Source organism: Enterobacter asburiae (genome assembly GCF_024599655.1).
GTDB lineage: Bacteria > Pseudomonadota > Gammaproteobacteria > Enterobacterales > Enterobacteriaceae > Enterobacter > Enterobacter asburiae_D.
In genome coordinates this window covers 433,300-457,941 of sequence record NZ_CP102247.1, presented here as the reverse complement: position 1 = coordinate 457,941, position 24,642 = coordinate 433,300, and the positions used below count along the sequence as shown (strand labels likewise).

Below are 24,642 nucleotides of genomic sequence, written 5' to 3'. Positions count from 1 at the left end.
CAAATGGGAAATCTCCGGTGAAGTTCGTAAAGTATTTATTCATCCTTGCAGTTTGTTGCATTCTGCTGGGAGCAGGCTCGATTTACGGTTTGTACAAATATATTGAGCCACAGCTACCTGATGTCGCCACGCTTCGCGATGTGCGACTCCAGATCCCGATGCAGGTCTATAGCGCCGATGGCGAGCTGATGGCGCAGTATGGCGAGAAGCGTCGTATTCCGCTGACCTTAAACCAAATCCCCCCTGTGATGGTGAAAGCCTTTATCGCCACGGAGGACAGCCGTTTCTACGAGCACCACGGTGTCGATCCGGTGGGGATTTTCCGTGCCGCGAGCATTGCGCTGTTCTCTGGTCACGCCTCTCAGGGGGCGAGTACCATTACGCAGCAGCTGGCGCGTAACTTCTTCCTCAGCCCTGAAAAGACGCTGATACGTAAGATCAAAGAGGTGTTCCTTGCGATCCGTATTGAGCAGCTGCTGAGCAAAGACGATATCCTTGAGCTGTACCTCAACAAAATCTACCTGGGCTACCGCGCCTATGGCGTGGGGGCTGCCGCTCAGGTTTACTTCGGTAAGCCTGTTGAGCAACTCACCTTAAGCGAAATGGCAACCATTGCCGGTCTGCCGAAAGCGCCGTCCACGTTCAACCCGCTCTACTCGCTCGATCGCGCCACCGCGCGTCGTAACGTCGTCCTGTCACGTATGCTGAGCGAAGGCTACATCAGCCAGAGCGAGTACGACCAGGCGCGTAACGATGTGATTGACGCTAACTACCACGCCCCTGAGATCGCCTTCGCGTCCCCTTACCTGACCGAAATGGTTCGCCAGGAGATGGTGAATCGCTATGGTGACAAGGCCTATGAAGATGGCTATCGCGTGTACACCACCGTCACCCGCAAGGTCCAGCAGGCGGCTCAGGAAGCAGTGCGGAACAACGTGATGGACTACGATATGCGTCACGGCTATCGCGGCCCGTCAAACGTGCTCTGGAAAGTGGGCGAAAGCGCGTGGGACAGCAAAAAAATCACCAGTACGCTGAAGGCGCTGCCAACCTATGGTCCGCTCCTTCCTGCCGTGGTGACGCAGGCCGATCCTCAGGAAGCCGTTGCGACGCTCGCGGACGGCACCTCCGTCTCCCTGCGTATGGACGGTATCCGCTGGGCGCGTCCGTACCGCTCGGATACGCTGCAGGGCGCAACGCCGCGTAAAGTGACCGATGCGGTACAAACCGGGCAGCAAATCTGGGTGCGCAAGGTAGGTGAATCCTGGTGGCTGGCCCAGGTGCCGGACGTCAACTCGGCCCTGGCCTCTATCAACCCACAGAACGGTGCCATCCTGGCTCTGGTCGGCGGGTTTGATTTCAACCAGAGCAAATTTAACCGCGCCACCCAGGCGCTGCGTCAGGTCGGTTCCAATATCAAACCGTTCCTCTACACGGCAGCGATGGATAAGGGCTTGACCCTCGCCAGCATCCTGAACGACGTGCCGATCTCCCGCTGGGATGCCGGTGCCGGTTCCGACTGGCAGCCGAAGAACTCCCCCGCGGAGTATGCCGGTCCTATTCGTCTCCGTCAGGGGCTGGGGCAGTCGAAAAACGTGGTGATGGTGCGCGCCATGCGCGCGATGGGCGTCGACTATGCCGCAGAGTATCTGCAGCGCTTCGGTTTCCCGGCGCAGAACATCGTTCGCACCGAGTCGCTGGCGTTAGGCTCCGCCTCCTTTACGCCGCTTCAGGTCGCACGCGGGTACTCGGTGATGGCCAACGGCGGCTTCCTGATTGACCCGTACTTCATCAGCAAGATCGAAAACGACCAGGGCGGCGTGCTGTTCGAAGCGAAGCCGAAAATTGCCTGTCCTGACTGCGATATTCCGGTCATTTATGGCAATACGCCGAAATCCGAGGTGCTTGAAAACAAGGACATGGAAGACCCTGCCGTGTCTCAGGAGCAGCAGAACGGCGTCGTGCCGCAGCCGCAGCTCGAGCAGGCTAACCAGTCGCTGGTAGCCCAGACCGGTGCGCCGGAGTATGCCCCGCATGTGATCAACACGCCGCTGTCGTTCCTGATCAAAAGCGCGCTGAACACCAACATCTTCGGTGAACCGGGCTGGCAGGGTACAGGCTGGCGTGCAGGGCGTGATTTGCAGCGCCATGACATCGGCGGTAAAACGGGGACAACCAACAGTTCGAAAGATGCGTGGTTCTCCGGTTACGGGCCGGGCGTGGTGACATCGGTCTGGATCGGTTTCGACGATCACCGCCGTGACTTAGGTCGTACAACGGCCTCCGGCGCGATTAAGGATCAGATTTCCGGCTACGAAGGCGGTGCGAAGAGCGCGCAGCCGGCCTGGGACGCCTACATGAAGTCCGTTCTTGAAGGCGTGCCGGAGCAGCCGTTGACGCCACCGCCAGGCGTGGTGACGGTCAATATCGACCGCAGCACGGGCCAGCTCGCCAACGGCGGTAATAGTCGCGCAGAGTATTTCATCGAGGGCACGCAGCCAACCACGCAGGCGGTGCATGAGGTGGGTACAGAGATTATTGATAACGGCGAAACGCACGAGCTGTTCTAAAAATAAAAATGCCCGGTAAAAACCGGGCAAAGCATCGTAGGCCGGGTAAGGCGAAGCCGCCACCCGGCTTTTTTATGGCCTACAGTCGCCCCTGCCCCTTCAGCCACTCCCGGACCAGGAACAGCGCGCTCACGTTGCGAGCCTCATTAAAGTCAGGGTCTTCCAGCAGATCCATCAGGTGCGCTAAAGGCCAGCGAACCTGCGGCAGCGGCTCCGGCTCATCCCCTTCGAGCGATTCAGGATAGAGATCTTCGGCCACCACGATATTCATTTTGCTGGAAAAATAGGACGGCGCCATGCTCAGCTTTTTCAGGAATGAAAGCTCATTCGCCCCGAAGCCGACCTCTTCTTTCAGCTCGCGGTTTGCCGCTTCGAAGACGGTTTCACCCGGGTCGATAAGCCCTTTCGAGAAACCAAGCTCGTAAGATTCCGTTCCCACAGCGTATTCGCGGATCAAAATCAGATGATCGTCGATAATGGGAATAATCATCACCGCTTCGCGCGAAGAGGGGCGCATACGTTCATAAACGCGACGCACACCGTTGCTGAACTCCAGGTCCACACTTTCGACATTAAACAGGCGCGATTTGGCGACAGTTTCAACATTCAGAATGGTGGGTTTTTGTAGTGGTTTGCTCATCGTGATGGGTCTTAGCAGTGAGAACTGGCGTTATTGTGCGATATGCCGCACGGTTTCGGCAATGTCAATCGTTCTTTATTTACATTTATGCAACGTAGCAGGGATCAATCCTCAATTCAAAACAAATGTCAAGAGGTTGAAATGTTTCCAGGAATTTGCTGATATCGCGCCATAACAGGCTTTGCTATCATCACCGGTCACTGGGATGCGCTTCAGAATGCTCAAGTTCGACTCCATACTTGCCGATAGCCAACCACAGACTCTCATTCAATGTAAAGGTGCTACTGACTACACCTGTAAGATAAGTAAGATGGGGAAAGCATGAGCACCATTTTGATTGTTCTCGCTGCTATGCTGGCCAGCGCATTGGTTGCAGGGTGGTTGTACAGGCGCCGCGTACAGCGCCGTTATCGTCTGCCCTTTTTAAATGCATTTGCGGGTGCGAGCACGCGTAAACTCACGCAAGACGAGCGTGATGCAGTTGAAAACTATCTCGAAATCCTGAACCGTACTCAGCTAACGCCTGGGCCAACGGGAGCCACCGCTGCGCCCGTCGCGCTAAAGCTCAACGCGCAAAGTGATACCGTGCTCTGCGTGACGCGCTCCATCACGCGCTATGGCATCACCACTGATGACCCCAATAAATGGCGCTATTACCTGGATTCCGTCGAAGTGCATCTGCCCCCGTCCTGGGAGCAGTACATAAATGACGAGAACAGCGTTGAGCTGATCCACACCGATTCGTTGCCCCTGGTTATCTCGCTTAACGGCCATACGCTGAATGAATACCTTCAGGAAGCCCCGCGTTTTGCGCTGGAGCGCGCGAGTTCAACGCAGGCATCCATTCGTGGCGAAGAGACTGAGCAGATCGAACTGCTGAACATTCGCCAGGAGACGCATGAAGAGTACGCCCTGAGCCGCCCGGACGGCATCCGTGAAGCCATTCTGATCGTCGCGGCCTTCCTGCTCTTTTTTATCTGCCTGCTCACGCCGGATGTGTTTGTTCCCTGGCTGGCGGGAGGCGCGGTGCTGCTGCTGGCAGCCGGGCTGTGGGGACTCTTTGCCCCACCGGCCAAAACCTCGTTACGAGAGATCCACTGCCTGCGCGGTACGCCAAAGCGCTGGGGCCTGTTTGGTGAAAACGATCAGGAACATCTCAACAATATTTCACTCGGTATTATCGACCTTATCTACCCGCGCCACTGGCAACCGTGGATTGCGCAGGACTTAGGGCAAAAAACCGATATTGATATCTACCTTGACCGCCACGTTGTGCGTCAGGGGCGCTTCCTGTCTCTGCATGATGAAGTCAAAAACTTCCCGCTTCAGCACTGGCTGCGCAGCGCGGTCATTGCCGGCGGCGCCGCGCTGGTATTAGTGATGCTGCTGCTTTTCGTGCCGCTGGATATGCCCATTAAATTCACCCTGTCGTGGATCAAAGGCGCGCAAACCATTGAAGCGACCAGCGTTAACAAACTGGATGAAGCCGGTGTGCGCGTGGGGGACACGCTGCGCCTGAAGGGTACCGGGATGTGTAATATTCACACCCCGGGGGCGTGGAACACCCGCCAGAACTCGCCGTTCATGCCGTTCGACTGCTCGCAAATTATCTGGAACGACGCGCCGCCGCTGCCGCTGCCGGAATCCGAAGTAGTGAATAAGGCCACGGCGCTGACCCAGACGGTGAACCGCCAGCTGCACCCGAAACCGGACGATGATTCGCGCGTCAGCCCTGCGCTGCGCTCGGCCATTCAGAAATCAGGCATGGTTCTGCTGGATGATTTTGGTGACATCGTCCTGAAAACGCAGGATTTATGCTCCTCTCAGGATGAGTGCATACGTCTTAAAAACGCCCTGGTAAACCTGGGTAACAGTAAGGACTGGGACTCGCTGGTAAAACGCGCCGAAGCGGGACGACTGGATGGTGTTAACGTGCTGCTGCGGCCGGTGAGCGCTGAATCGCTGGATAACCTGGTCGCCACCTCGACCTCGCCGTTCATGATGCGCGAGACCACCCGTGCGGCTCAGGCGCTGAACAGCCCGGCACCGGGCGGATTTGTGATTGCCAGCGATGAAGGCAGCGACCTGGTCGATCAGCCATATCCTCAGGTTGCGCTTTATGACTACCCGGCGCAGGAGCAGTGGAGCCAATTCCAGCGCCTGGCGCAGATGCTGATGCAAACGCCGTTCAGCGCCGAAGGGATTGTCACAAGCATCTACACCGATGCCAACGGCACTCGCCATATCGGCCTGCACCGGATGCCAGACAGTGCAGGTTTATGGCGCTACATCGGCACCTCTCTGCTGATGACCGCGATGCTTGCCGCCATTTTCTGGAACGGCTTTATGGCCCTGCGCCGCTACCAGCGCTCGCGCACCCGGCTTGCCGACATCCAGCAGTATTATGAAAACTGCCTCAATCCTAAGCTGATCCCCTCGTCTGAGAGCCTGATCTGATAACGTCGTTGCGCGACAAGATGTGCTACCCTGTCGCGCACGTTTCTTCTGGCTGGAGTTCCCCCTAATGCATCTTGATATCGCCTGGCAGGAGGTTGATACCGTTCTGCTGGATATGGACGGCACGCTGCTCGATCTCGCCTTTGATAACTATTTCTGGCAAACGCTGGTTCCTGAAACCTACGGCGAACAGCAGGGGATCTCCCCGGCAGAAGCGCAGGCATTCATTCGTTCGCAATATAGCGCGGTGCAACATACGCTAAACTGGTACTGTCTTGACTACTGGAGCGAGCGCCTCGGTTTGGATATTTGTGCCATGACCACCGCCCAGGGCCCGCGCGCCGTTCTGCGCGAGGATACCGTGCCCTTTCTGGATGCGCTGAAAGCAAGCGGCAAGCGCCGTATTTTGCTGACCAACGCGCATCCACATAATCTGGCGGTGAAGCTGGAGCATACCGGCCTGGCGTCGCACCTTGATTTATTACTTTCCACCCACACATTTGGTTATCCGAAAGAGGATCAGCGGTTGTGGCATGCGGTGAAGGAAGAGACGGGTTTGCAGCCAGAACGTACGCTGTTCATTGATGACAGCGAGCCCATTCTGGATTCCGCAGCAAGGTTTGGCATTCGCTACTGTCTGGGCGTGACCAATCCTGACTCTGGCCTGGCTGAAAAAAGCTATCTGCGCCACCCTGGACTGAACGACTATCGCCAGATGATCCCCTCACTGACCGTGAAGGAGACGCCATGAAAGAAAAACCCTCTGACGGGGTAAGACTGGATAAATGGCTGTGGGCAGCGCGTTTTTATAAAACACGCGCCCTTGCCCGCGAGATGGTTGACGGCGGAAAAGTGCATTACAACGGCCAGCGCAGCAAACCGAGCAAGCTGGTTGAGCTGAATGCCACCTTAACGCTGCGTCAGGGCAACGATGAACGTACGGTGGTGATTAAAGCCATTACCGAACAGCGTCGACCCGCAACGGAAGCCGTACTGCTTTATGAAGAGACGGCGGAGAGCATTGAAAAACGCGAGAAGACCGCGCTGGCGCGCAAAATGAACGCGCTGACGATGCCTCACCCGGACCGGCGGCCGGATAAAAAAGAGCGCCGCGATCTGATGAAATTTAAACACGGTGAGACTGAATAACCTCACCCGCACGAGAGATGAAAATGGCCCAACACGACCAATTACACCGCTATCTGTTTGAACAATTCGCCGTGCGCGGCGAGCTGGTCACCGTATCCGAAACCTGGAAACAGATTCTGGAAAACCACAACTACCCGCTGCCGGTGAAGACCCTGTTGGGTGAACTGCTGGTTGCCACCAGCCTGCTGACGGCGACGCTGAAGTTTGCCGGTGATATCACCGTGCAGCTGCAGGGTGACGGCCCGATGACGCTGGCGGTGATCAACGGCAATAACCAGCAGCAGATGCGCGGCGTGGCGCGCGTTCAGGGCGACGTGCCTGAAAATGCGGACCTCAAAACGCTGGTAGGTAATGGCTACCTGGTGATCACCATCTCCCCTGAGGAAGGTGAGCGCTATCAGGGCGTGGTGGGTCTGGAAGGCGATACTCTGGCAGCCTGCCTGGAAGATTACTTCATGCGTTCTGAACAGCTGCCGACGCGTCTCTTCATCCGCACCGGTGAAGTGGACGGTCAGCCTGCTGCCGGCGGTATGCTGCTGCAGGTTCTGCCTGCGCAGGACGCACAGACCAATGACTTCGAGCACCTGGCGACGCTGACCGAAACCATCAAAGCGGAAGAGCTGTTCAACCTGTCAGCGACCGACGTGCTGTGGCGTCTGTACCACGAAGAAGAAGTGACGGTTTACGACCCGCAGGCGGTGGAATTTAAGTGCACCTGCTCCCGCGAGCGCTGCGCTGGCGCGCTGAAAACCCTGCCGGATGAAGAGATCGACAGCATCATGGCGGAAGACGGCGAAATTGATATGCACTGTGACTACTGCGGTACGCACTACGTGTTCAATTCGATGGATATTGCTGAGATCCGCAATAACGCCTCCCCGGCGGATCCGCAGGTTCACTAAACTTCTTTCCCCTCACCCTAACCCTCTCCCCAAAGGGGAGAGGGAACTTGAACCCCCTCTCCCCTTTGGGGAGAGGGCTGGGATGAGGGGTAAAAAACTCCCCCAAGCTGAATCGTTTTCATAATGTAACTCTTACGTAATTTTCTTACGTGTATGCGATTACATTCACATTCTTTCCGATAAAATCACCACTCTTTAACCTTTTCGGAACATTTTCCCCAACAAAAAAGTGATTCCTGCGATAATCCGCCTGCGCTGTGACTGGAGTCGCAGCGTTTTCCGTTAGTAAGGGTTTTGTCCAGATGCGTAAATCTATGAGCCCCGTCGCGGTTAACAACCTCAGAAAAACCCTACAATTTCAGGCAGTACATATTGGCTAAGGAGCAGTGATATGCGTGTTACTGGTTTAACCCCGCAAGATCTCAAGGCTTATGGTATTCACGACGTCCAGGAAATCGTCTACAACCCCGACTACGATACGCTGTATCAGGAAGAGCTCAATCCAGCACTGGAAGGATACGAGCGTGGTGTGTTGACGAATCTTGGTGCTATCGCCGTCGATACCGGTATCTTTACCGGTCGTTCGCCGAAAGATAAGTATATCGTCCGAGACGAAACCACCCGCGATACGCTGTGGTGGGCTGACAAGGGCAAAGGGAAGAACGACAACAAACCGCTCTCCCCGGAAACCTGGCAGCACCTGAAAGGGCTCGTCACCCATCAACTTTCCGGCAAGCGCCTGTTTATTGTCGACGCTTTCTGCGGCGCTAACGCTGATACCCGTCTCTCCGTGCGTTTTATCACTGAAGTGGCCTGGCAGGCGCATTTCGTGAAAAACATGTTTATTCGTCCAACCGACGAAGAGCTGCAGGATTTCACCCCGGACTTCATCGTGATGAACGGTGCGAAATGCACGAATCCACAGTGGAAAGAGCAGGGTCTGAACTCCGAAAACTTTGTTGCCTTCAACCTGACCGAACGTATCCAGCTGATCGGCGGAACCTGGTACGGCGGCGAAATGAAGAAAGGGATGTTCTCCGTCATGAACTACCTGCTGCCGCTGCGGGGCATCGCCTCCATGCACTGCTCGGCTAACGTCGGTGAAAAAGGCGACGTGGCGGTATTCTTCGGCCTGTCCGGCACCGGTAAAACCACCCTGTCCACCGATCCGAAACGTCGTCTCATTGGCGATGACGAACACGGCTGGGATGACGACGGCGTGTTCAACTTTGAAGGCGGCTGCTACGCGAAGACCATTCGCCTGTCCGAAGAGGCCGAGCCGGATATCTTCCACGCGATCCGTCGCGATGCGCTGCTGGAAAACGTCACCGTGCGTGCCGACGGCTCCATCGACTTCGACGATGCGTCGAAAACGGAAAACACCCGCGTCTCTTACCCGATCTACCACATCGACAATATCGTGAAGCCGGTGTCAAAAGCAGGTCATGCCACGAAGGTCATTTTCCTGACGGCGGATGCGTTCGGCGTGCTGCCTCCGGTGTCTCGCCTGACTGCCAGCCAGACGCAGTACCACTTCCTCTCCGGCTTTACCGCCAAGCTGGCGGGTACCGAGCGCGGCGTGACGGAGCCAACCCCAACCTTCTCCGCCTGCTTCGGCGCGGCCTTCCTGTCGCTGCACCCGACGCAGTACGCTGAAGTGCTGGTGAAACGCATGCAGGCATCCGGCGCGCAGGCCTACCTGGTGAACACCGGCTGGAACGGTACCGGCAAACGTATCTCTATCAAAGATACCCGCGCGATTATCGACGCCATTCTGGATGGTTCTCTGGACGACGCCGAAACCTTCACGCTGCCGATGTTTGACCTGGCGATCCCAACGTCGCTGCCGGGTGTGGATACGCATATCCTCGACCCGCGCAACACGTACGGTTCTCCGGAGCAGTGGCGCGAGAAGGCGGAATCGCTGGCGAAGCTGTTTATTGAGAACTTCGAGAAGTATACCGATACCCCGGCGGGTGCTGCGCTGGTGAGCGCGGGACCAAGGTAAAAGTAAAAAGGCAACGAAAGTTGCCTTTTTTAATGTTTTCTCCCTCTCCCCGTGGGAGAGGGCCGGGGTGAGGGCATCAGGCCGCAGAGACCACATTTTGTCGGGGGGTGGCTAGTGCCACCCTTTTTTTAACTCTCTTTCACCTGCCCCCGCGTCACCGGTACCGGCAGCCAGGCGCGAATGCTCAATCCACCCCGCTCGCTGGTGCCAATCTCCAGCAGCCCGTTGTGGTTATCGATAATACGCTGCACAATCGCCAGGCCTAAGCCCGTACCGCTGGTGCTGCGCGCGCTGTCGCCGCGCACAAACGGCTGGAACAGATGCTTACGCTGCTCGGGCTTGATACCCGGACCATCGTCTTCCACCTGGAACCAGGCGCGGTTGAGTTCAGACCCGCTGCTGACTTTGATCCAGCCGTTACCGTACCGCGCCGCGTTGACCACCATGTTGGCGACCGCACGTTTGATGGAGAGCGGGTGCATGCGTACCTGGATCTCCCCCGCCTGCAGGTCGGTATCAATCTCGCGCTCGTAGCCGCTTTCCGCCGCTACCACCTCGCCCAGCACCGCGTTCAGATCCGCCATCTCCATCGGCATCTCCTGTCCGGTGCGCAGGTAGTCAATAAACTGCTCGATGATGGCGTTACACTCTTCGATGTCCTTGTTGATGGACTCGGCGAGATAACCGTCCTCTTCCCCCATCATCTCCGTCGCCAGGCGAATACGCGTTAGCGGCGTGCGCAGGTCATGGCTGACGCCCGCCATCAGCAGCGTACGGTCATCCGCCAGCTGCTTCACGCCTGCCGCCATATGGTTAAACGCGCGCGTCACCGAACGAACTTCCGAGGCGCCATACTCGCGCAGCGGAGGAGGAATAATCCCTTTACCGACCTGCAGCGCAGCGTGCTCCAGGTCGACCAGCGGTCGGTTCTGTATACGGATAAATAGCCACGCGCCGCCTATCGCCAGCAGCATAATCGCCAGGGTGTAGCGGAACAGCGGCGAGAAGTCGCCCTGATGGATTTCGGTCAGCGGAACGCGCACCCAGATATTGGGTGACAGCCAGGTTTTCAGCCAGACGACGGGCGAGCTTTTGTTGACCTCAACGCGCACTTCCGTTGGGCCGCCCAGCTGCTGCGCCATCTGCTGGCTGAGGAATTCGTAATGCTGCGCCCAGCGCAGGCCCGCGTCTTCCGCCGCTTCGTTGGAGTAGAGCGAAATGCCCAGCTCACGGTAGATTTCACGGCGAAACGCCGGGGGAACGACGAGCTGCGTGCCGTCCTCCAGCTGCAGTTTGTCGGTCATCAGCATACGGACTTCGTAGGCCAGGACCTTATTAAACTGCTGGAGGCTCGGCAGGATCGCAAAGTTCAGCACCACCAGATAGGTCGTCACCAGGCTGACGAACAGCAGGGTGACGATCAGCAACAGGGTGCGGGCAAACGAGCTACGCGGCGAGAAGCGCATTCGCCTCATGCTTTAGAGCCGTCCGGGACGAACACGTAGCCCAGACCCCATACGGTCTGAATATAACGAGGATGAGCAGGATCTTCTTCCACCATGCGGCGCAGGCGAGAGATCTGCACGTCAATGGAGCGCTCCATTGCGGAGTATTCGCGACCGCGCGCCAGGTTCATCAGCTTGTCACGGGAAAGCGGTTCACGCGGGTGGCTGACCAGCGCTTTCAGTACCGCAAACTCGCCGCTGGTGAGCGGCATTGGCTCGTCTTCACGGAACATCTCGCGCGTGCCGAGGTTCAGCTTGAACTTGCCGAAGGCGATGACGGCTTCTTCCTGCGAAGGTGCGCCAGGCAGTTCGTTCGCCTGACGGCGGAGAACAGCGCGAATACGCGCCAGCAGTTCACGCGGGTTAAACGGTTTAGGAATATAGTCGTCCGCGCCGATTTCGAGGCCCACGATACGGTCAACTTCTTCACCCTTCGCCGTCACCATGATGATCGGCATCGGGTTGCTCTGGCTGCGCAGACGGCGGCAAATAGAGAGCCCGTCTTCGCCGGGCAGCATCAGGTCGAGAACCATCAGGTGGAAAGATTCACGGGTCAGCAGACGATCCATCTGCTCAGCGTTCGCGACGCTACGAACCTGGAAGCCCTGCTCGGTCAGATAACGTTCCAGCAGCGCACGCAGGCGCATGTCGTCATCCACGACCAGAATTTTGTAGTTCTCTTGCATTGTGTGTACTCCCAAAGGTTCGGATAGTCTTTGTAACAGCGTATTCTAAAAAAGTGCACGTATTCGACCAGCTAATTCTGGTATAAATTCTAGTCGAAATTGTTACAAAGCATATTTAACAGCAGCTTATCTGCTCATTTCATCACATAAATCATTATTAATCCTGTCTGTTACACTGTGTGGTACGTATTGTGCGCAAGACAGAAAACCGGCAGCAAAGGCTTTACCATGAAAACGCCCCTGATCACCCGCGAAGGGTATGAGAAACTCAAAAAAGAGATGGATTACCTCTGGCGCGAAGAGCGTCCTGAAGTGACCAAAAAGGTGACCTGGGCGGCAAGCCTGGGCGATCGCAGCGAAAACGCTGACTACCAGTACAATAAAAAGCGGCTGCGCGAAATTGACCGCCGGGTTCGCTACCTGACGAAGTGCCTCGAGAATCTCAAAATTGTCGATTACTCCCCGCAGCAGGAGGGCAAAGTGTTCTTCGGCGCTTGGGTCGAGATTGAAAACGACGACGGTGACACCCTGCGTTTTCGCATTGTCGGCTACGATGAAATTTTTGGTCGTAAGGATTACATCTCCATCGACTCACCGATGGCCCGCGCGCTGCTGAAAAAGGAAGTGGGCGATCTGGCCGTCGTTCAGACCCCAGCCGGTGAAGCCAGCTGGTACGTCAATGAGATCGTCTACGTAAAATAGTCCGAGAGCGCCCTCCCCGGCTGGCATTTTGCCGTGTCAGCCCGTATAACTATCCCCTGATTTTTCGACTCAACAGATGATAAAGCCATGATGAAAGATTCGCTCTGCCGCATTATTGCGGGTGATATTCAGGCCAGAGCCGAACAGGTAGAAGCTGCCGTTCGCCTGCTTGATGAAGGGAACACCGTGCCGTTTATTGCACGCTATCGTAAGGAAGTCACCGGCGGTCTGGACGACACGCAGCTGCGTAACCTGGAGACCCGTCTGGGCTATCTTCGCGAGCTGGAAGAACGTCGTCAGGCGATCCTCAAATCCATCGGCGAACAGGGCAAGCTGACCAGCGAGCTGGAAAGCGCCATTAACGGTACCCTGAGCAAAACCGAACTCGAAGATCTCTATCTGCCGTACAAACCGAAGCGCCGCACGCGCGGGCAGATTGCGATTGAAGCGGGCCTTGAGCCGCTGGCCGACCTGCTGTGGAACGAACCGTCCCACGACCCGGAAACCGAAGCCGCCAAATTTATCGACGCTGACAAAGGCGTAGCGGATACCAAGGCCGCCCTCGACGGCGCGCGCTACATTCTGATGGAGCGCTTCGCCGAAGACGCCGCCCTGCTCGCGAAGGTGCGTGATTACCTGTGGAAGAATGCCCACATCGTCTCTACCGTCGTCGCGGGTAAAGAGGAAGAAGGCGCGAAATTCCGCGACTACTTCGATCACCACGAACCGATCTCTACCGCCCCTTCACACCGCGTGCTGGCAATGTTCCGCGGCCGCAACGAAGGCGTGCTCCAGCTCTCCCTGAACGCCGACCCGCAGTTTGACGAGCCGCCGAAAGAGAGCCACTGCGAGCAGATCATTATCGATCATCTCGGCCTGCGCCTGAACAACGCCCCGGCGGACAGCTGGCGCAAAGGCGTAGTGAGCTGGACCTGGCGCATCAAGGTGCTGATGCACCTTGAAACCGAGCTGATGGGCACCGTGCGCGAGCGTGCCGAAGACGAAGCGATTAACGTATTCGCCCGTAACCTGCACGACCTGCTGATGGCCGCCCCCGCCGGCCTGCGCGCGACCATGGGCCTCGATCCGGGTCTGCGTACCGGCGTGAAGGTCGCTGTGGTTGACGGCACCGGCAAGCTGGTGGCGACCGATACCATTTATCCGCACACCGGCCAGGCAGCGAAAGCGGCCGTCGTGGTGGCGGCGCTGTGCGAAAAATACAACGTGGAGCTGGTTGCCATCGGCAACGGTACGGCGTCCCGCGAAACCGAACGTTTCTACCTCGACGTGCAGAAGCAGTTCCCGAAAGTGACGGCACAGAAAGTGATCGTCAGCGAAGCGGGGGCATCCGTCTATTCCGCCTCCGAACTGGCGGCCCAGGAGTTCCCGGACCTGGACGTTTCCCTGCGCGGTGCGGTTTCAATCGCTCGCCGCCTGCAGGATCCGCTGGCGGAGCTGGTGAAGATCGATCCGAAATCCATCGGCGTGGGCCAGTATCAGCACGACGTGAGCCAGACTCAGCTGGCGCGCAAGCTGGATGCGGTGGTGGAAGACTGCGTAAACGCCGTCGGCGTTGACCTGAACACCGCCTCCGTCCCCCTGCTGACCCGCGTGGCGGGCTTAACCCGCATGATGGCGCAGAACATCGTCGCCTGGCGTGATGAAAACGGTCAGTTCCAGAACCGTCAGCAGCTGCTGAAGGTGAGCCGTCTGGGGCCAAAAGCCTTTGAGCAGTGTGCGGGCTTCCTGCGCATCAACCACGGCGATAACCCGCTGGATGCCTCTACCGTTCACCCGGAAGCGTACCCAGTGGTGGAACGCATTCTGGCCGCCACCCAGCAGGCACTGAAAGACCTGATGGGCGACAACAGCGCCCTGCGCAACCTGAAAGCCGTGGATTTCACCGACGACAAATTTGGTGTTCCAACCGTCACCGACATCATCAAAGAGCTGGAAAAGCCGGGCCGCGATCCGCGTCCTGAGTTCAAAACCGCGACCTTTGCCGACGGCGTGGAAACCATGAACGACCTCCTGCCCGGCATGGTGCTGGAAGGGGCGGTGACCAACGTGACCAACTTTGGCGCGTTTGTGGATATCGGCGTGCATCAGGACGGTCTGGTGCATATCTCATCCCTCGCCGACAAGTTCGTTGAAGACCCGCACACCGTGGTCAAAGCAGGCGACATCGTGAAGGTCAAAGTGCTGGAAGTGGATCTGCAGCGCAAGCGTATCGCCCTGACCATGCGTCTGGATGAGCAGCCTGGCGACACCAACGCGCGCCGTGGCGGCAATGGCGGTGGTCGCGAGCAGCAGCGCCCGGCCGCGAAAGCGGCAAAACCGCGCGGACGTGATGCTCAGCCTGCAGGCAACAGCGCGATGATGGATGCGCTGGCGGCAGCGATGGGTAAGAAACGCTAAGGTTGTCAATGCCCCTCACCCTAACCCTCTCCCCAAAGGGGAGAGGGGATCGCACAGTGCGGTCTTTTCTCCCTCGCCCCCATGGGGAGAGGGCCGGGGTGAGGGGAATAAAATCATATCGAAATATATGAAACCGATTGCATAGCCATATTTAAACCGCTAATTATCACCCCGTTAACAAATACTCCCCTTTTCATTTTCCAGGCAATTCAGCAAATATTGAGCAAGGTCAAACAGGCCGTAAATTAATACCGCAAACAACATTCCGTCACAGTTTTAATATTGCTGATAAAAACTATTCTCATTATCATCCCATAGTAGATAATTTAACCTTTCGTGGAATCAGGCGTTATGCAATTCACTCCAGACAGTGCATGGAAGATTACCGGTTTTACCCGCGAAATTAGCCCGGCCTATCGGCAAAAGCTGCTGTCGCTGGGCATGCTGCCCGGCTCGTCATTCCAGGTCGTGCGCGTGGCGCCGCTAGGTGACCCGGTTCACATCGAAACCCGCCGCGTGAATCTGGTGCTGCGTAAGAAAGACCTCGCGTTAATAGAAGTCGAAGCCTTATCCCGATAACAAGCCAGCGGTTTCAGTGAGTCTAAAAAAATGAAAAAGTTAACTATTGGCTTAATTGGCAATCCTAATTCCGGCAAGACCACCCTTTTTAACCAGCTGACCGGCGCACGCCAGCGCGTGGGCAACTGGGCGGGCGTGACGGTTGAGCGTAAAGAGGGCCAGTTCACGACAACGGACAATCAGGTGACGCTGGTTGACCTTCCCGGCACCTACTCCTTAACCACCATTTCGTCGCAAACCTCGCTCGATGAGCAGATCGCCTGCCACTATATTCTCGGCGGCGACGCAGACCTGCTGATCAACGTGGTCGACGCCTCCAATCTCGAACGTAACCTTTATCTGACGCTGCAGCTGCTGGAGCTGGGTATCCCCTGCATCGTGGCGCTCAACATGCTCGACATTGCGGAGAAACAAAAGCTGCGCATCGACGTCGATGCCCTCTCCGCGCGCCTGGGGTGCCCGGTCGTTCCGCTGGTCTCGACGCGCGCTCGCGGTATTGACGCGCTGAAGCTGGCCATTGACCGTCACCAGGGTAATCGCGACATTGAGCTGGTGCATTACGCGCAGCCTCTCCTGCGCGAAGCCAATTTGCTGGCGCAGGAGATGGACAACAGCATGCCTGCGAAACAGCGCCTGTGGCTCGGCCTGCAGATGCTGGAAGGCGATATCTACAGCCGCGCTTACGCCGGGCATGCGGCAGATAAGCTGGACGCGACGGTGGCCCGTCTTAGCGACGAGCTGGACGACCCGGCGCTGCACATCGCCGATGCGCGTTATCAGGCCATCGCCTCGATTTGCGACGTTGTCAGCAACGCCCTGACGGCAGAACCCAGCCGCTTTACGGCAGCGGTGGATAAAGTGGTGCTTAACCGCTTCCTCGGTTTGCCCATCTTCCTGCTGGTGATGTACGTAATGTTCCTGCTCGCCATTAACATCGGTGGCGCACTCCAGCCCATTTTCGACGCCGGTTCCGTCGCGGTCTTCGTACACGGTATTCAGTGGGTGGGTTACACCCTGCACTTCCCGGAATGGCTCACCATCTTCCTCGCTCAGGGGATCGGCGGCGGTATCAACACCGTTCTGCCTCTGGTGCCGCAGATCGGCATGATGTATCTGTTCCTCTCGTTCCTGGAAGATTCCGGTTACATGGCCCGCGCCGCGTTCGTGATGGATCGTCTGATGCAGGCGCTGGGTCTGCCGGGTAAATCCTTCGTCCCGCTGATTGTCGGCTTCGGCTGTAACGTGCCGTCGGTGATGGGCGCACGCACGCTGGATGCGCCGCGTGAACGTCTGATGACCATCATGATGGCGCCGTTTATGTCCTGCGGTGCCCGCCTGGCAATCTTTGCGGTCTTTGCCGCAGCCTTCTTCGGTCAGCAGGGCGCGCTGGCGGTCTTTTCGCTGTACGTGCTGGGCATCGTGATGGCGATCCTCACCGGTCTGATGCTGAAGCACACCATCATGCGCGGTGAAGCATCACCATTTGTGATGGAGCTGCCGGTGTATCACGTGCCGCACCTGAAAAGCCTGGCGATCCAGACCTGGCAGCGCCTGAAAGGCTTTGTGCTGCGCGCCGGTAAGGTCATTGTCATCGTCAGCATTTTCCTGAGCGCGCTGAACAGCTTCACCCTCAGCGGGCAGGCGGCAGATAACATCAACGACTCTGCTCTCGCCTCCGTCAGCCGCGTCATCACGCCGGTCTTCAAACCGATTGGCGTGCATGAGGATAACTGGCAGGCAACCGTCGGGCTGTTCACCGGCGCGATGGCGAAAGAGGTGGTTGTCGGCACCCTGAACACGCTTTACACCGCTGAGAACATCCAGGAACAGGAATTTAATCCGGCAGAGTTTCATCTCGGTCATGAACTGCTAGGTGCCGTAGAGGAGACCTGGCAGAGCCTGAAAGACACGTTCAGCCTGAGCGTGCTGGCGAACCCTATTGAGGCGAGCAAAGGCGACGGCGAAATGGCGACGGGTGCCATGGGCGTGATGGGCGAGAAATTTGGCAGCGCGTCTGCGGCCTACAGTTACCTCATCTTTGTTCTGCTCTACATTCCGTGCATCTCCGTGATGGGGGCGATTGCCCGCGAGTCCAGCCGCGGCTGGATGGGCTTCTCCATCCTGTGGGGGTTAAACATTGCGTACTCGCTGTCGACGCTCTTTTATCAAACCGTTAACTTTAGCCAGCATCCGCGCTACAGCCTGGTCTGCATTCTCGCGGTTGTGCTGTTTAACGCGATCGTGCTCGGTCTTCTGCGGCGGGCACGCAGCCGCGTCGACATCGACCTGCTGGCAAACCGTAAAACCGCCGCGACCTGCTGCAGCAGCCCGGCGGGCGACTGCCACTAAGGAGCACACCATGGCATCGTTAATTCAGGTTCGTGACCTGCTGGCACTACAAGGGCGGATGGAGGCGAAACAGCTGAGCCTCAGCCTGCATACGCCGCAGCCGATGATCGATGCCATGCTGGAAAGACTGGAAGCCATGGGGAAAGCCGTGCGAATTCAGGAAGACGCGTACGGCTGTCTCTCCGGCAGTTGTAAAAGCTGTCCGGAAGGAAAGGCCTGCCTCAGGGAGTGGTGGGCGCTGCGTTAACAAAGCCGGGCATCGCTGCCCGGCTTTATCGTATTACTTATAGACGTCCGCCGTTGCGCGTACGTTTTTGGTCTGCTTTTCAGCGCTGGTGACGACGTAGTACGTTCCGCCCAGCTCATCCGCTTTCTTCGACAGCTCTTTTCTCGCGTCCATCGGCGCGGTGGTGTCAGACGTAGAAATCTCACCAATTTTCGTCAGATTCATACCGGCAACTTTATCTTTTTCCAGCTCTTTTGCCGCAAAGACGCCAAATGACAGTGACCCAATAACCAGAGAAGTGACAATACCTGTAACAAGTTTCATAGCCTGACTCTCCATAGGATTGTTGTTTTGATTATCGTAGGCAGAACAACCGCAACGACATCTGGAGTATGGTTGCGGTGTGTAACTTTTTCCAGGCTGGATAGAAAATAATCAGTCTAAACGTTGACTTAACGCAATGAGCGCTGAACAAAACTCCGTCGGATGGGAGATAAACGGGGCATGTGCGGCTTTGGCAATAATCTGCGATTCGCTGTCCGGCCAGAGCGAATCCAGCAGCGGAACTACTTTGCGCGGCACAATCCCGTCGAGGTAACCGTAGATACGCAGGTGCGGCACCGTCAGCGCGGCCAGCGGCTCGCGCAGGTCAACCGTTTTCAGGAGTTCAAGCCCCCCGTTAAGCACCTCGACCTCCGGCATCGGCAGCGAAAGCACGGTCTGCTTCAGCGTTCGGGCATCTTTACGCGCGGTGTCAGTGCCCATTGTCTGCAATGCCAGGAACCGCTCTACGGTCCGCTGGAAATCTTCGCTCAGCTGCTGCTGGAAACCCGCCAGCACTTCAGGTTTGATCCCTGGCCACGCGTCCTGCGCGCTAAAACAGGGCGACGACGCCACCGTTACCAGGGCTTGTACGCGGTCAGGCCGCGACAGCGCAATCTGGCTCGCCACCAGCCCGCCCAGGCTCCAGCCCAGCCAGACCGCGTTTTGCGGCGCTGCGTCCAGAACCTGCTGCGCCATCTCATCAAGCGATAACGCGCCATATCCGCGGCTGCGGCCAAAGCCGGGTAAATCCACCAGATGCAGCGTGAAATGCGAGGCAAGTTCCTCACGTATGCAATGCCATATCTCCGCGTTCAGGCCCCATCCGTGCAGCAGCACAAGATGGCAATTTCCTGTCCCTACGGTCTGCCACCACAGCGTCTTCATCAGTTACTGTTCTCTTTTTTTCACATGGAGGTTGCACATGCTAACAGTACCCGGCTTGTGCTGGCTATGCCAAATGCCGCTGGCGCTCAGCCGGTGGGGCGTCTGCTCCGTCTGCACGCGATCGCTGGAATGGCGTATCGGGACCTGTCCACAATGTGGTTTACCGGCCACAAATCCCTCTTTGCCCTGTGGCCGCTGCCTGAAAAAATCCCCGCCGTGGAGCGCGCTGGTGGCGGTGGATGATTATGTTCCCCCGCTGAGCAGGCTGATTCACGCGCTGAAGTTTTCCGGGCAGAGCTCGCTGGCACAGCCCCTTGCCCGCCTGCTATTGCTGGCGGTTTTGCAGGCACGGCGTCAGCGCGCGCTGGCGAAAATCGACATGGTGGTGAATGTCCCCCTATACCGGCGTCGGCACTGGCGGCGCGGCTATAACCAGAGCGACCTGATCTGCCGTCCCCTCGCGCGGTGGCTCGGCTGTCGGTATGAGGCCAGCGCGCTTACACGTGTTCATGCCACCGCCATCCAACATCAGCTCAGCGCCCGGCTGCGCAAAAGAAACCTCAAAAATGCCTTTCGCCTTGAATTGCCGGTCGACGGCCTCCATATCGCGATTGTGGATGATGTCGTCACCACGGGCAGTACCGTTGCTGAACTTTCCCGACTGCTTTTGCGAAGCGGCGCCGCGTCGGTTCAGGTATGGTGTCTGTGCCGTACCTTGTAGCCCTTCTTCAATGGGCGTATGATTATACCCAGGTAATTTAGTCAACTATTAGGCCAAAGCTATGATCCGTATTTCCGATTCTGCACAAGCGCACTTTGCCAAACTGCTGGCAAATCAGGAAGAAGGGACGCAGATCCGCGTGTTTGTGATTAATCCAGGCACTCCGAATGCAGAATGTGGTGTTTCTTATTGTCCTCCGGACGCTGTGGAAGCGACTGACACTGCCCTTAAATTTGAACAGCTCACCGCCTACGTTGATGAGCTGAGCGCTCCGTATCTTGAAGATGCGGAGATCGACTTCGTCACCGATCAGCTGGGTTCTCAGCTGACCCTGAAAGCGCCGAACGCGAAAATGCGTAAAGTGTCTGACGATGCCCCGCTGATGGAGCGCGTTGAGTATCTGCTGCAATCCCAGATCAACCCACAGCTGGCGGGCCACGGCGGCCGTGTAACCCTGATGGAAATCACGGAAGACGGTCTGGCGATCCTGCAGTTCGGCGGCGGCTGTAACGGCTGTTCGATGGTCGACGTGACCCTGAAGGAAGGGATCGAGAAGCAGCTGCTGAACGAATTCCCGGAACTGAAAGGCGTGCGTGACCTCACCGAGCACCAGCGCGGCGAGCACTCTTACTACTAATTCAGTATCCGCCCGTATTGCCCGGTGGCGCTGCGCTTACCGGGCCTACAAAAATAGTGCGGTCTGATGCCCTCACCCCGGCCCTCTCCCACGGGAGAGGGTGAAAACATTAAAAACGGTAACCTCGTGGTTACCGTTTTGCGTTTACCTCTCCTTCTATATGTTGACCTGCGTCTCATAATTCACATTTTGCCTGCCTGGGTGATTCTCAATCACATCATGTTACCCGTATCATTCCCATGGGCACTAAGCACACTCATAACAGCCGACTAAACTTAATGGTTTCCAAGGCATCAGTATTAGTGCCGTTAACACTCTGTTCCCAGTTGGGACAATCGGAATTTGTCGTTGAAACAATGACGTTACCCATAACAATTCAAAGGCCAGGTAAATCATGCCATTAGTCATCGTTGCTATCGGTGTTGTGTTATTACTGCTCTTGATGATCCGCTTCAAGCTGAACGGGTTTATCGCTCTGGTTCTGGTGGCACTTGCAGTCGGTCTGATGCAAGGGATGCCGCTGGTTAAGGTTATCAGTTCCATCAAAGCCGGCGTCGGCGGCACGCTCGGCAGCCTGGCGCTGATCATGGGCTTCGGTGCCATGCTCGGCAAAATGCTGGCGGACTGCGGGGGCGCGCAGCGTATCGCCACCACCCTGATTGCCAAATTCGGTAAACAGCACATTCAGTGGGCCGTGGTCTTAACCGGTTTTACCGTCGGTTTCGCGCTGTTCTATGAAGTGGGCTTCGTGCTGATGCTGCCGCTGGTGTTCACCATCGCGGCTGCGGCAAACATCCCGCTGCTGTATGTCGGTGTGCCAATGGCTGCGGCGCTGTCCGTGACCCACGGCTTCCTGCCGCCGCACCCGGGTCCAACCGCTATCGCGACCATCTTCCACGCGGATATGGGTAAAACCCTGCTGTTCGGTACGATTCTGGCGATCCCAACCGTTATTCTGGCAGGCCCGGTTTACGCCCGCTTCCTGAAAGGCATTGATAAGCCGATCCCGGAAGGTCTGTACAGCGCCAAAACCTTCACCGAAGAAGAGATGCCTGGCTTCGGCGTCAGCGTCTGGACCTCTCTGGTCCCGGTGATCCTGATGGCGATGCGTGCCGTGGCGGAGATGATCCTGCCAAAAGGTCACGCGTTCCTGTCCGTTGCGGAATTCCTGGGTGACCCGGTAATGGCAACGCTGATTGCGGTGCTGATCGCAATGTTCACCTTCGGCCTGAACCGCGGTCGCTCAATGGATCAGATCAACGACACGCTGACCTCTTCCATCAAAATCATTGCCATGATGCTCCTGATCATCGGCGGTGGCGGTGCGTTCAAGCAGGTTCTGGTCGACAGCGGCGTGGATAAATACATCGCGGCCATGATGCATGAAACCAACGTGTCGCCGCTCCTGATGGCCTGGTCTATTGCTGCGGTTCTGCGTATTGCCCTGGGTTCTGCAACCGTTGCGGCGATCACTGCGGGCGGTATCGTTGCCCCGCTGATTGCGACCACGGGCGTAAGCCCTGAGCTGATGGTTATCGCCGTCGGTTCCGGTAGCGTGATTTTCTCTCACGTTAACGACCCTGGCTTCTGGCTGTTCAAGGAGTACTTCAACCTGACGATCGGTGAAACCATCAAGTCCTGGTCCGCGCTGGAAACCATTATTTCGGTGTGCGGTCTGGTCGGGGTGCTGCTGTTGAATATGGTTGTCTGATGTAAAAAAGCCGGGTGGCGCTGACGCTTACCCGGCCTACATTCTATTCCCTCTCCCTCTGGGAGAGGGTTAGGGTGAGGGTGAAACTACCGCTTCTTACCCACCGCCCTTCTGCGCTTGTCCAAATCCTTAATCAGCTTGTTCACCCCGTCATCGGCAAACATCTTCTCAAGCGTTGTGGACAGCTTGCGACGCCAGTTCTTGTACTGATAGCTGGTGCCCGGGATGTTCACCGGCTCCGCCATATCAATCCAGTCTTCCGGCTGCAGGCCCAGCAGGGCGCTGTTGCTGTCGGCAATATAGCGCTGCAGGCCGCGATTGAGGGTAGCGGTCATCGACATCAACGACGCCTTATGCCCGGCACGTTTCGGCAGACAGCCCTGCTTGTGCAGCGCATCCAGCAGCCCCTGTTTCGAGAGCTCGCGATCCTGATACAGGCCGCGCAAAACCTCTTCATCAGGATACAGACCCAGCGTTTTGCCGAGCGTCAGATCGCCGCTTTCCCAATAGCCACGAAGCGTAGGAAGGTCATGCGTCGTCGCGACTGCCATTGACTGTTCAGGGTACGCTTTCGGCGCGCGGAAGGTTTTCTCATGGTCGTTTTCAAAATAGAGCACTTTATAGGAGTAGACGCCGCTGTCGCGGAGCTTGCTGACAATTTCCACCGGCACGGTACCGAGATCTTCACCGATCACCATGCACTGGTGGCGCTTGCTTTCCAGCGCCAGGATCGACAGCAGATCGTCAACCGGGTACTGCACGTACGCCCCGTGATCGGCCGTTTCACCGTACGGGATCCACCACAGGCGCAGCACGGACATCACGTGGTCGATACGCAGCGCGCCGCAGTTCTGCATGTTGGCGCGCAGCAGGTCGATAAACGGCTCGTAGGCGCGCGCCGCCATGACGTGCGGATCCATCGGCGGCAGCCCCCAGTTTTGGCCGAGCGGGCCAAGGATATCCGGTGGCGCACCCACGGAGGCTTTCAGACAGTAAAGTTCACGATCGCACCAGGTTTCCGCGCCGCCTTCTGCCACACCCACGGCCAGGTCACGATACAGGCCGATCGGCATCTTATAGCCCTGGCTCACCTGCCAGCAGGCGGCAAACTGGCTGTACGCCAGCCACTGCAGCCACAGGTAGAAATCCACTTCATCGGCATATTTATTACAGAACGCTTTCACTTCAGGCGTGTCGACGGACTGATACGCTTCAGGCCAGACCGGCCAGCCCCAGCGCATTTCGTCCTCTTTCACCTGATACGCGTGCAGCGCATCAAACGCCGCCTGCCAGTACAGGCTCTCGCCCTCCTGCATCACAAACTGGCGGAACGCGGCCATCTGCTCGTCGTCACGCTGCGAAAAGCCTTTCCACGCCAGACGCAGCGCGGCCATTTTCAGCGCCGTGACGGTGGAATAGTCCACCCAGTCTGCGTCGCGCGCCTGCTTCAGCGCCTGCTGCGTGGTGCTGAGTTTCCACCACGCCTGCGCCTCTTTGCTGTTTTTGAAGTCATCTAACGCGTTAACGTCGATATAAATCACGTTCAGCCAGCGACGGGACGACGGGCTGTACGGGCTGGCGCTCTCCGGGTTGGCCGGATAGAGCGCGTGGATCGGGTTGAGGCCGATAAACGCGCCGCCGCGCTCGCCCACGGAAGCCAGCATCTTTTTCAGATCGCCAAAATCACCGATGCCCCAGTTGCTGTCTGAGCGCAGGGTGTAGAGCTGCACGCAGGCGCCCCACAGCTTTTTGCCTTCGAGCAGCGCCTGCGGCTCGTAGCAGCGTTTTGGCGCGACGATCACCCGGCAGTGGAAACGCAGGTCATCCTGGGTGAGCGTGAGGGTGTGATACCCCTCCGGCAGCTTCGCCGGAAGGTTTAACGTTTTGCCGCCGGTGGCGTGGCCTTTGTGCTGATGCCCCTCTTCGGTGGTAAGCAGCCAGCTAAACTCGCCGCGCCCCTCCACCGCCAGCGGCATCTTTTTGCCTGCGGTGAATACCTTCACGTTCGGCACCGGCGCAACCGACGCTTTCGCGTCGGCTTTGTGCATAGCGTCCAGCAAACGTCTTTTGGTGTCGGCGCCAATAGACTGCGGTTTGCCGTGAGCATTAATGTAACTGAGGCTGATCCCCGCCGCCTGCGCGGCGCTGTCCAGACGTTTACTCTCCATCGCGC

At 57.5% G+C, this 24,642-nt stretch carries 20 protein-coding genes; 14 read left to right on the top strand and 6 right to left on the bottom strand.

Annotation, left to right across the window (positions count from 1 at the left end; genetic code table 11):
* Positions 1 to 17 precede the first annotated feature (17 nt).
* Complete coding sequence (gene mrcA / locus NQ230_RS02085; RefSeq protein WP_257259764.1) at positions 18 to 2,570, top strand: peptidoglycan glycosyltransferase/peptidoglycan DD-transpeptidase MrcA; 2,553 nt, start codon at positions 18 to 20, stop codon at positions 2,568 to 2,570.
* A gap of 79 nt (positions 2,571 to 2,649) precedes the next feature.
* Here mrcA and nudE read toward each other — a convergent pair whose 3' ends face one another.
* Positions 2,650 to 3,210, bottom strand: coding sequence for an ADP compounds hydrolase NudE (gene nudE / locus NQ230_RS02080; protein WP_023333707.1), 561 nt, complete (start codon positions 3,208 to 3,210; stop codon positions 2,650 to 2,652).
* A 321-nt stretch (positions 3,211 to 3,531) separates the two neighbouring features.
* On the opposite strand from nudE, the gene NQ230_RS02075 reads away from it, so the two are divergent.
* The 5 genes from NQ230_RS02075 to pckA all read left to right on the top strand — a co-directional run bounded on the left by NQ230_RS02075 (position 3,532) and on the right by pckA (position 9,726).
* The gene (locus tag NQ230_RS02075; RefSeq protein WP_121426124.1) at positions 3,532 to 5,667 is read left to right on the top strand and encodes an intracellular growth attenuator family protein; all 2,136 of its coding nucleotides are present in this window, start codon (positions 3,532 to 3,534) and stop codon (positions 5,665 to 5,667) included.
* Between the two features lie 67 nt (positions 5,668 to 5,734).
* Positions 5,735 to 6,418 carry a GMP/IMP nucleotidase gene (yrfG, locus tag NQ230_RS02070; RefSeq protein WP_032641117.1) on the top strand — a complete coding sequence of 228 codons (684 nt, stop codon included), beginning with the start codon at positions 5,735 to 5,737 and terminating at the stop codon, positions 6,416 to 6,418.
* A complete protein-coding gene (gene hslR, locus NQ230_RS02065) occupies positions 6,415 to 6,816 on the top strand; it encodes a ribosome-associated heat shock protein Hsp15 (RefSeq protein ID WP_023333710.1) in 402 nt (133 codons plus the stop codon). Before yrfG ends, hslR begins: the two co-directional genes overlap by 4 nt.
* A gap of 17 nt (positions 6,817 to 6,833) precedes the next feature.
* Positions 6,834 to 7,718, top strand: a complete 885-nt coding sequence (gene hslO, locus NQ230_RS02060; RefSeq protein ID WP_162269339.1) for an Hsp33 family molecular chaperone HslO — start codon at positions 6,834 to 6,836, stop codon at positions 7,716 to 7,718.
* A 391-nt stretch (positions 7,719 to 8,109) separates the two neighbouring features.
* On the top strand, positions 8,110 to 9,726 hold the full coding sequence (pckA, locus tag NQ230_RS02055; RefSeq protein WP_121426125.1) for a phosphoenolpyruvate carboxykinase (ATP): 1,617 nt from the start codon (positions 8,110 to 8,112) through the stop codon (positions 9,724 to 9,726).
* Positions 9,727 to 9,854: 128 nt separating this feature from the next.
* Here the strand turns inward: pckA and envZ are convergent, their stop codons facing one another.
* Both envZ and ompR read right to left on the bottom strand, forming a co-directional pair.
* On the bottom strand, positions 9,855 to 11,201 hold the full coding sequence (envZ, locus tag NQ230_RS02050; protein ID WP_023309494.1) for a two-component system sensor histidine kinase EnvZ: 1,347 nt from the start codon (positions 11,199 to 11,201) through the stop codon (positions 9,855 to 9,857).
* Positions 11,198 to 11,917 (bottom strand): osmolarity response regulator transcription factor OmpR, encoded by a 720-nt coding sequence (gene ompR, locus NQ230_RS02045; RefSeq protein ID WP_001157751.1) that lies wholly within the window; start codon positions 11,915 to 11,917, stop codon positions 11,198 to 11,200. Before ompR ends, envZ begins: the two co-directional genes overlap by 4 nt.
* Before the next feature lie 228 nt (positions 11,918 to 12,145).
* Here ompR and greB point away from each other — a divergent pair, with 228 nt between their 5' ends.
* The 5 genes from greB (at position 12,146) to feoC (ending at position 18,212) form a co-directional block, all read left to right on the top strand.
* Positions 12,146 to 12,619 carry a transcription elongation factor GreB gene (greB, locus tag NQ230_RS02040; RefSeq protein WP_014885539.1) on the top strand — a complete coding sequence of 158 codons (474 nt, stop codon included), beginning with the start codon at positions 12,146 to 12,148 and terminating at the stop codon, positions 12,617 to 12,619.
* Between the two features lie 87 nt (positions 12,620 to 12,706).
* Positions 12,707 to 15,037: a Tex family protein gene (locus NQ230_RS02035; RefSeq protein ID WP_257259760.1), complete on the top strand. Its 2,331-nt coding sequence runs from the start codon at positions 12,707 to 12,709 to the stop codon at positions 15,035 to 15,037.
* A 351-nt stretch (positions 15,038 to 15,388) separates the two neighbouring features.
* On the top strand, positions 15,389 to 15,616 hold the full coding sequence (feoA, locus tag NQ230_RS02030) for a ferrous iron transporter A (RefSeq protein WP_008503050.1): 228 nt from the start codon (positions 15,389 to 15,391) through the stop codon (positions 15,614 to 15,616).
* 30 nt (positions 15,617 to 15,646) lie between these two features.
* Positions 15,647 to 17,965, top strand: a complete 2,319-nt coding sequence (gene feoB, locus NQ230_RS02025) for a Fe(2+) transporter permease subunit FeoB (RefSeq protein WP_257259757.1) — start codon at positions 15,647 to 15,649, stop codon at positions 17,963 to 17,965.
* A 10-nt stretch (positions 17,966 to 17,975) separates the two neighbouring features.
* Positions 17,976 to 18,212 (top strand): [Fe-S]-dependent transcriptional repressor FeoC, encoded by a 237-nt coding sequence (feoC, locus tag NQ230_RS02020; protein WP_121426127.1) that lies wholly within the window; start codon positions 17,976 to 17,978, stop codon positions 18,210 to 18,212.
* A 33-nt stretch (positions 18,213 to 18,245) separates the two neighbouring features.
* Here the strand turns inward: feoC and NQ230_RS02015 are convergent, their stop codons facing one another.
* Both NQ230_RS02015 and bioH read right to left on the bottom strand, forming a co-directional pair.
* On the bottom strand, positions 18,246 to 18,515 hold the full coding sequence (locus NQ230_RS02015) for a YdgH/BhsA/McbA-like domain containing protein (protein WP_023309499.1): 270 nt from the start codon (positions 18,513 to 18,515) through the stop codon (positions 18,246 to 18,248).
* Positions 18,516 to 18,626: 111 nt separating this feature from the next.
* Complete coding sequence (bioH, locus tag NQ230_RS02010; protein WP_213329112.1) at positions 18,627 to 19,400, bottom strand: pimeloyl-ACP methyl ester esterase BioH; 774 nt, start codon at positions 19,398 to 19,400, stop codon at positions 18,627 to 18,629.
* A 37-nt stretch (positions 19,401 to 19,437) separates the two neighbouring features.
* On the opposite strand from bioH, the gene gntX reads away from it, so the two are divergent.
* The 3 genes from gntX (at position 19,438) to gntT (ending at position 22,469) form a co-directional block, all read left to right on the top strand.
* Positions 19,438 to 20,121, top strand: coding sequence for a DNA utilization protein GntX (gene gntX, locus NQ230_RS02005; RefSeq protein ID WP_159515059.1), 684 nt, complete (start codon positions 19,438 to 19,440; stop codon positions 20,119 to 20,121).
* A 61-nt stretch (positions 20,122 to 20,182) separates the two neighbouring features.
* Entirely contained in the window at positions 20,183 to 20,758 is a 576-nt protein-coding gene (gene nfuA, locus NQ230_RS02000) for a Fe-S biogenesis protein NfuA (protein WP_029742206.1), read from the top strand.
* A gap of 394 nt (positions 20,759 to 21,152) precedes the next feature.
* A complete protein-coding gene (gene gntT, locus NQ230_RS01995; RefSeq protein ID WP_121426130.1) occupies positions 21,153 to 22,469 on the top strand; it encodes a gluconate transporter in 1,317 nt (438 codons plus the stop codon).
* 86 nt (positions 22,470 to 22,555) lie between these two features.
* Here the strand turns inward: gntT and malQ are convergent, their stop codons facing one another.
* Positions 22,556 to 24,637 carry a 4-alpha-glucanotransferase gene (gene malQ, locus NQ230_RS01990; protein ID WP_257259752.1) on the bottom strand — a complete coding sequence of 694 codons (2,082 nt, stop codon included), beginning with the start codon at positions 24,635 to 24,637 and terminating at the stop codon, positions 22,556 to 22,558.
* Positions 24,638 to 24,642: the final 5 nt, after the last annotated feature.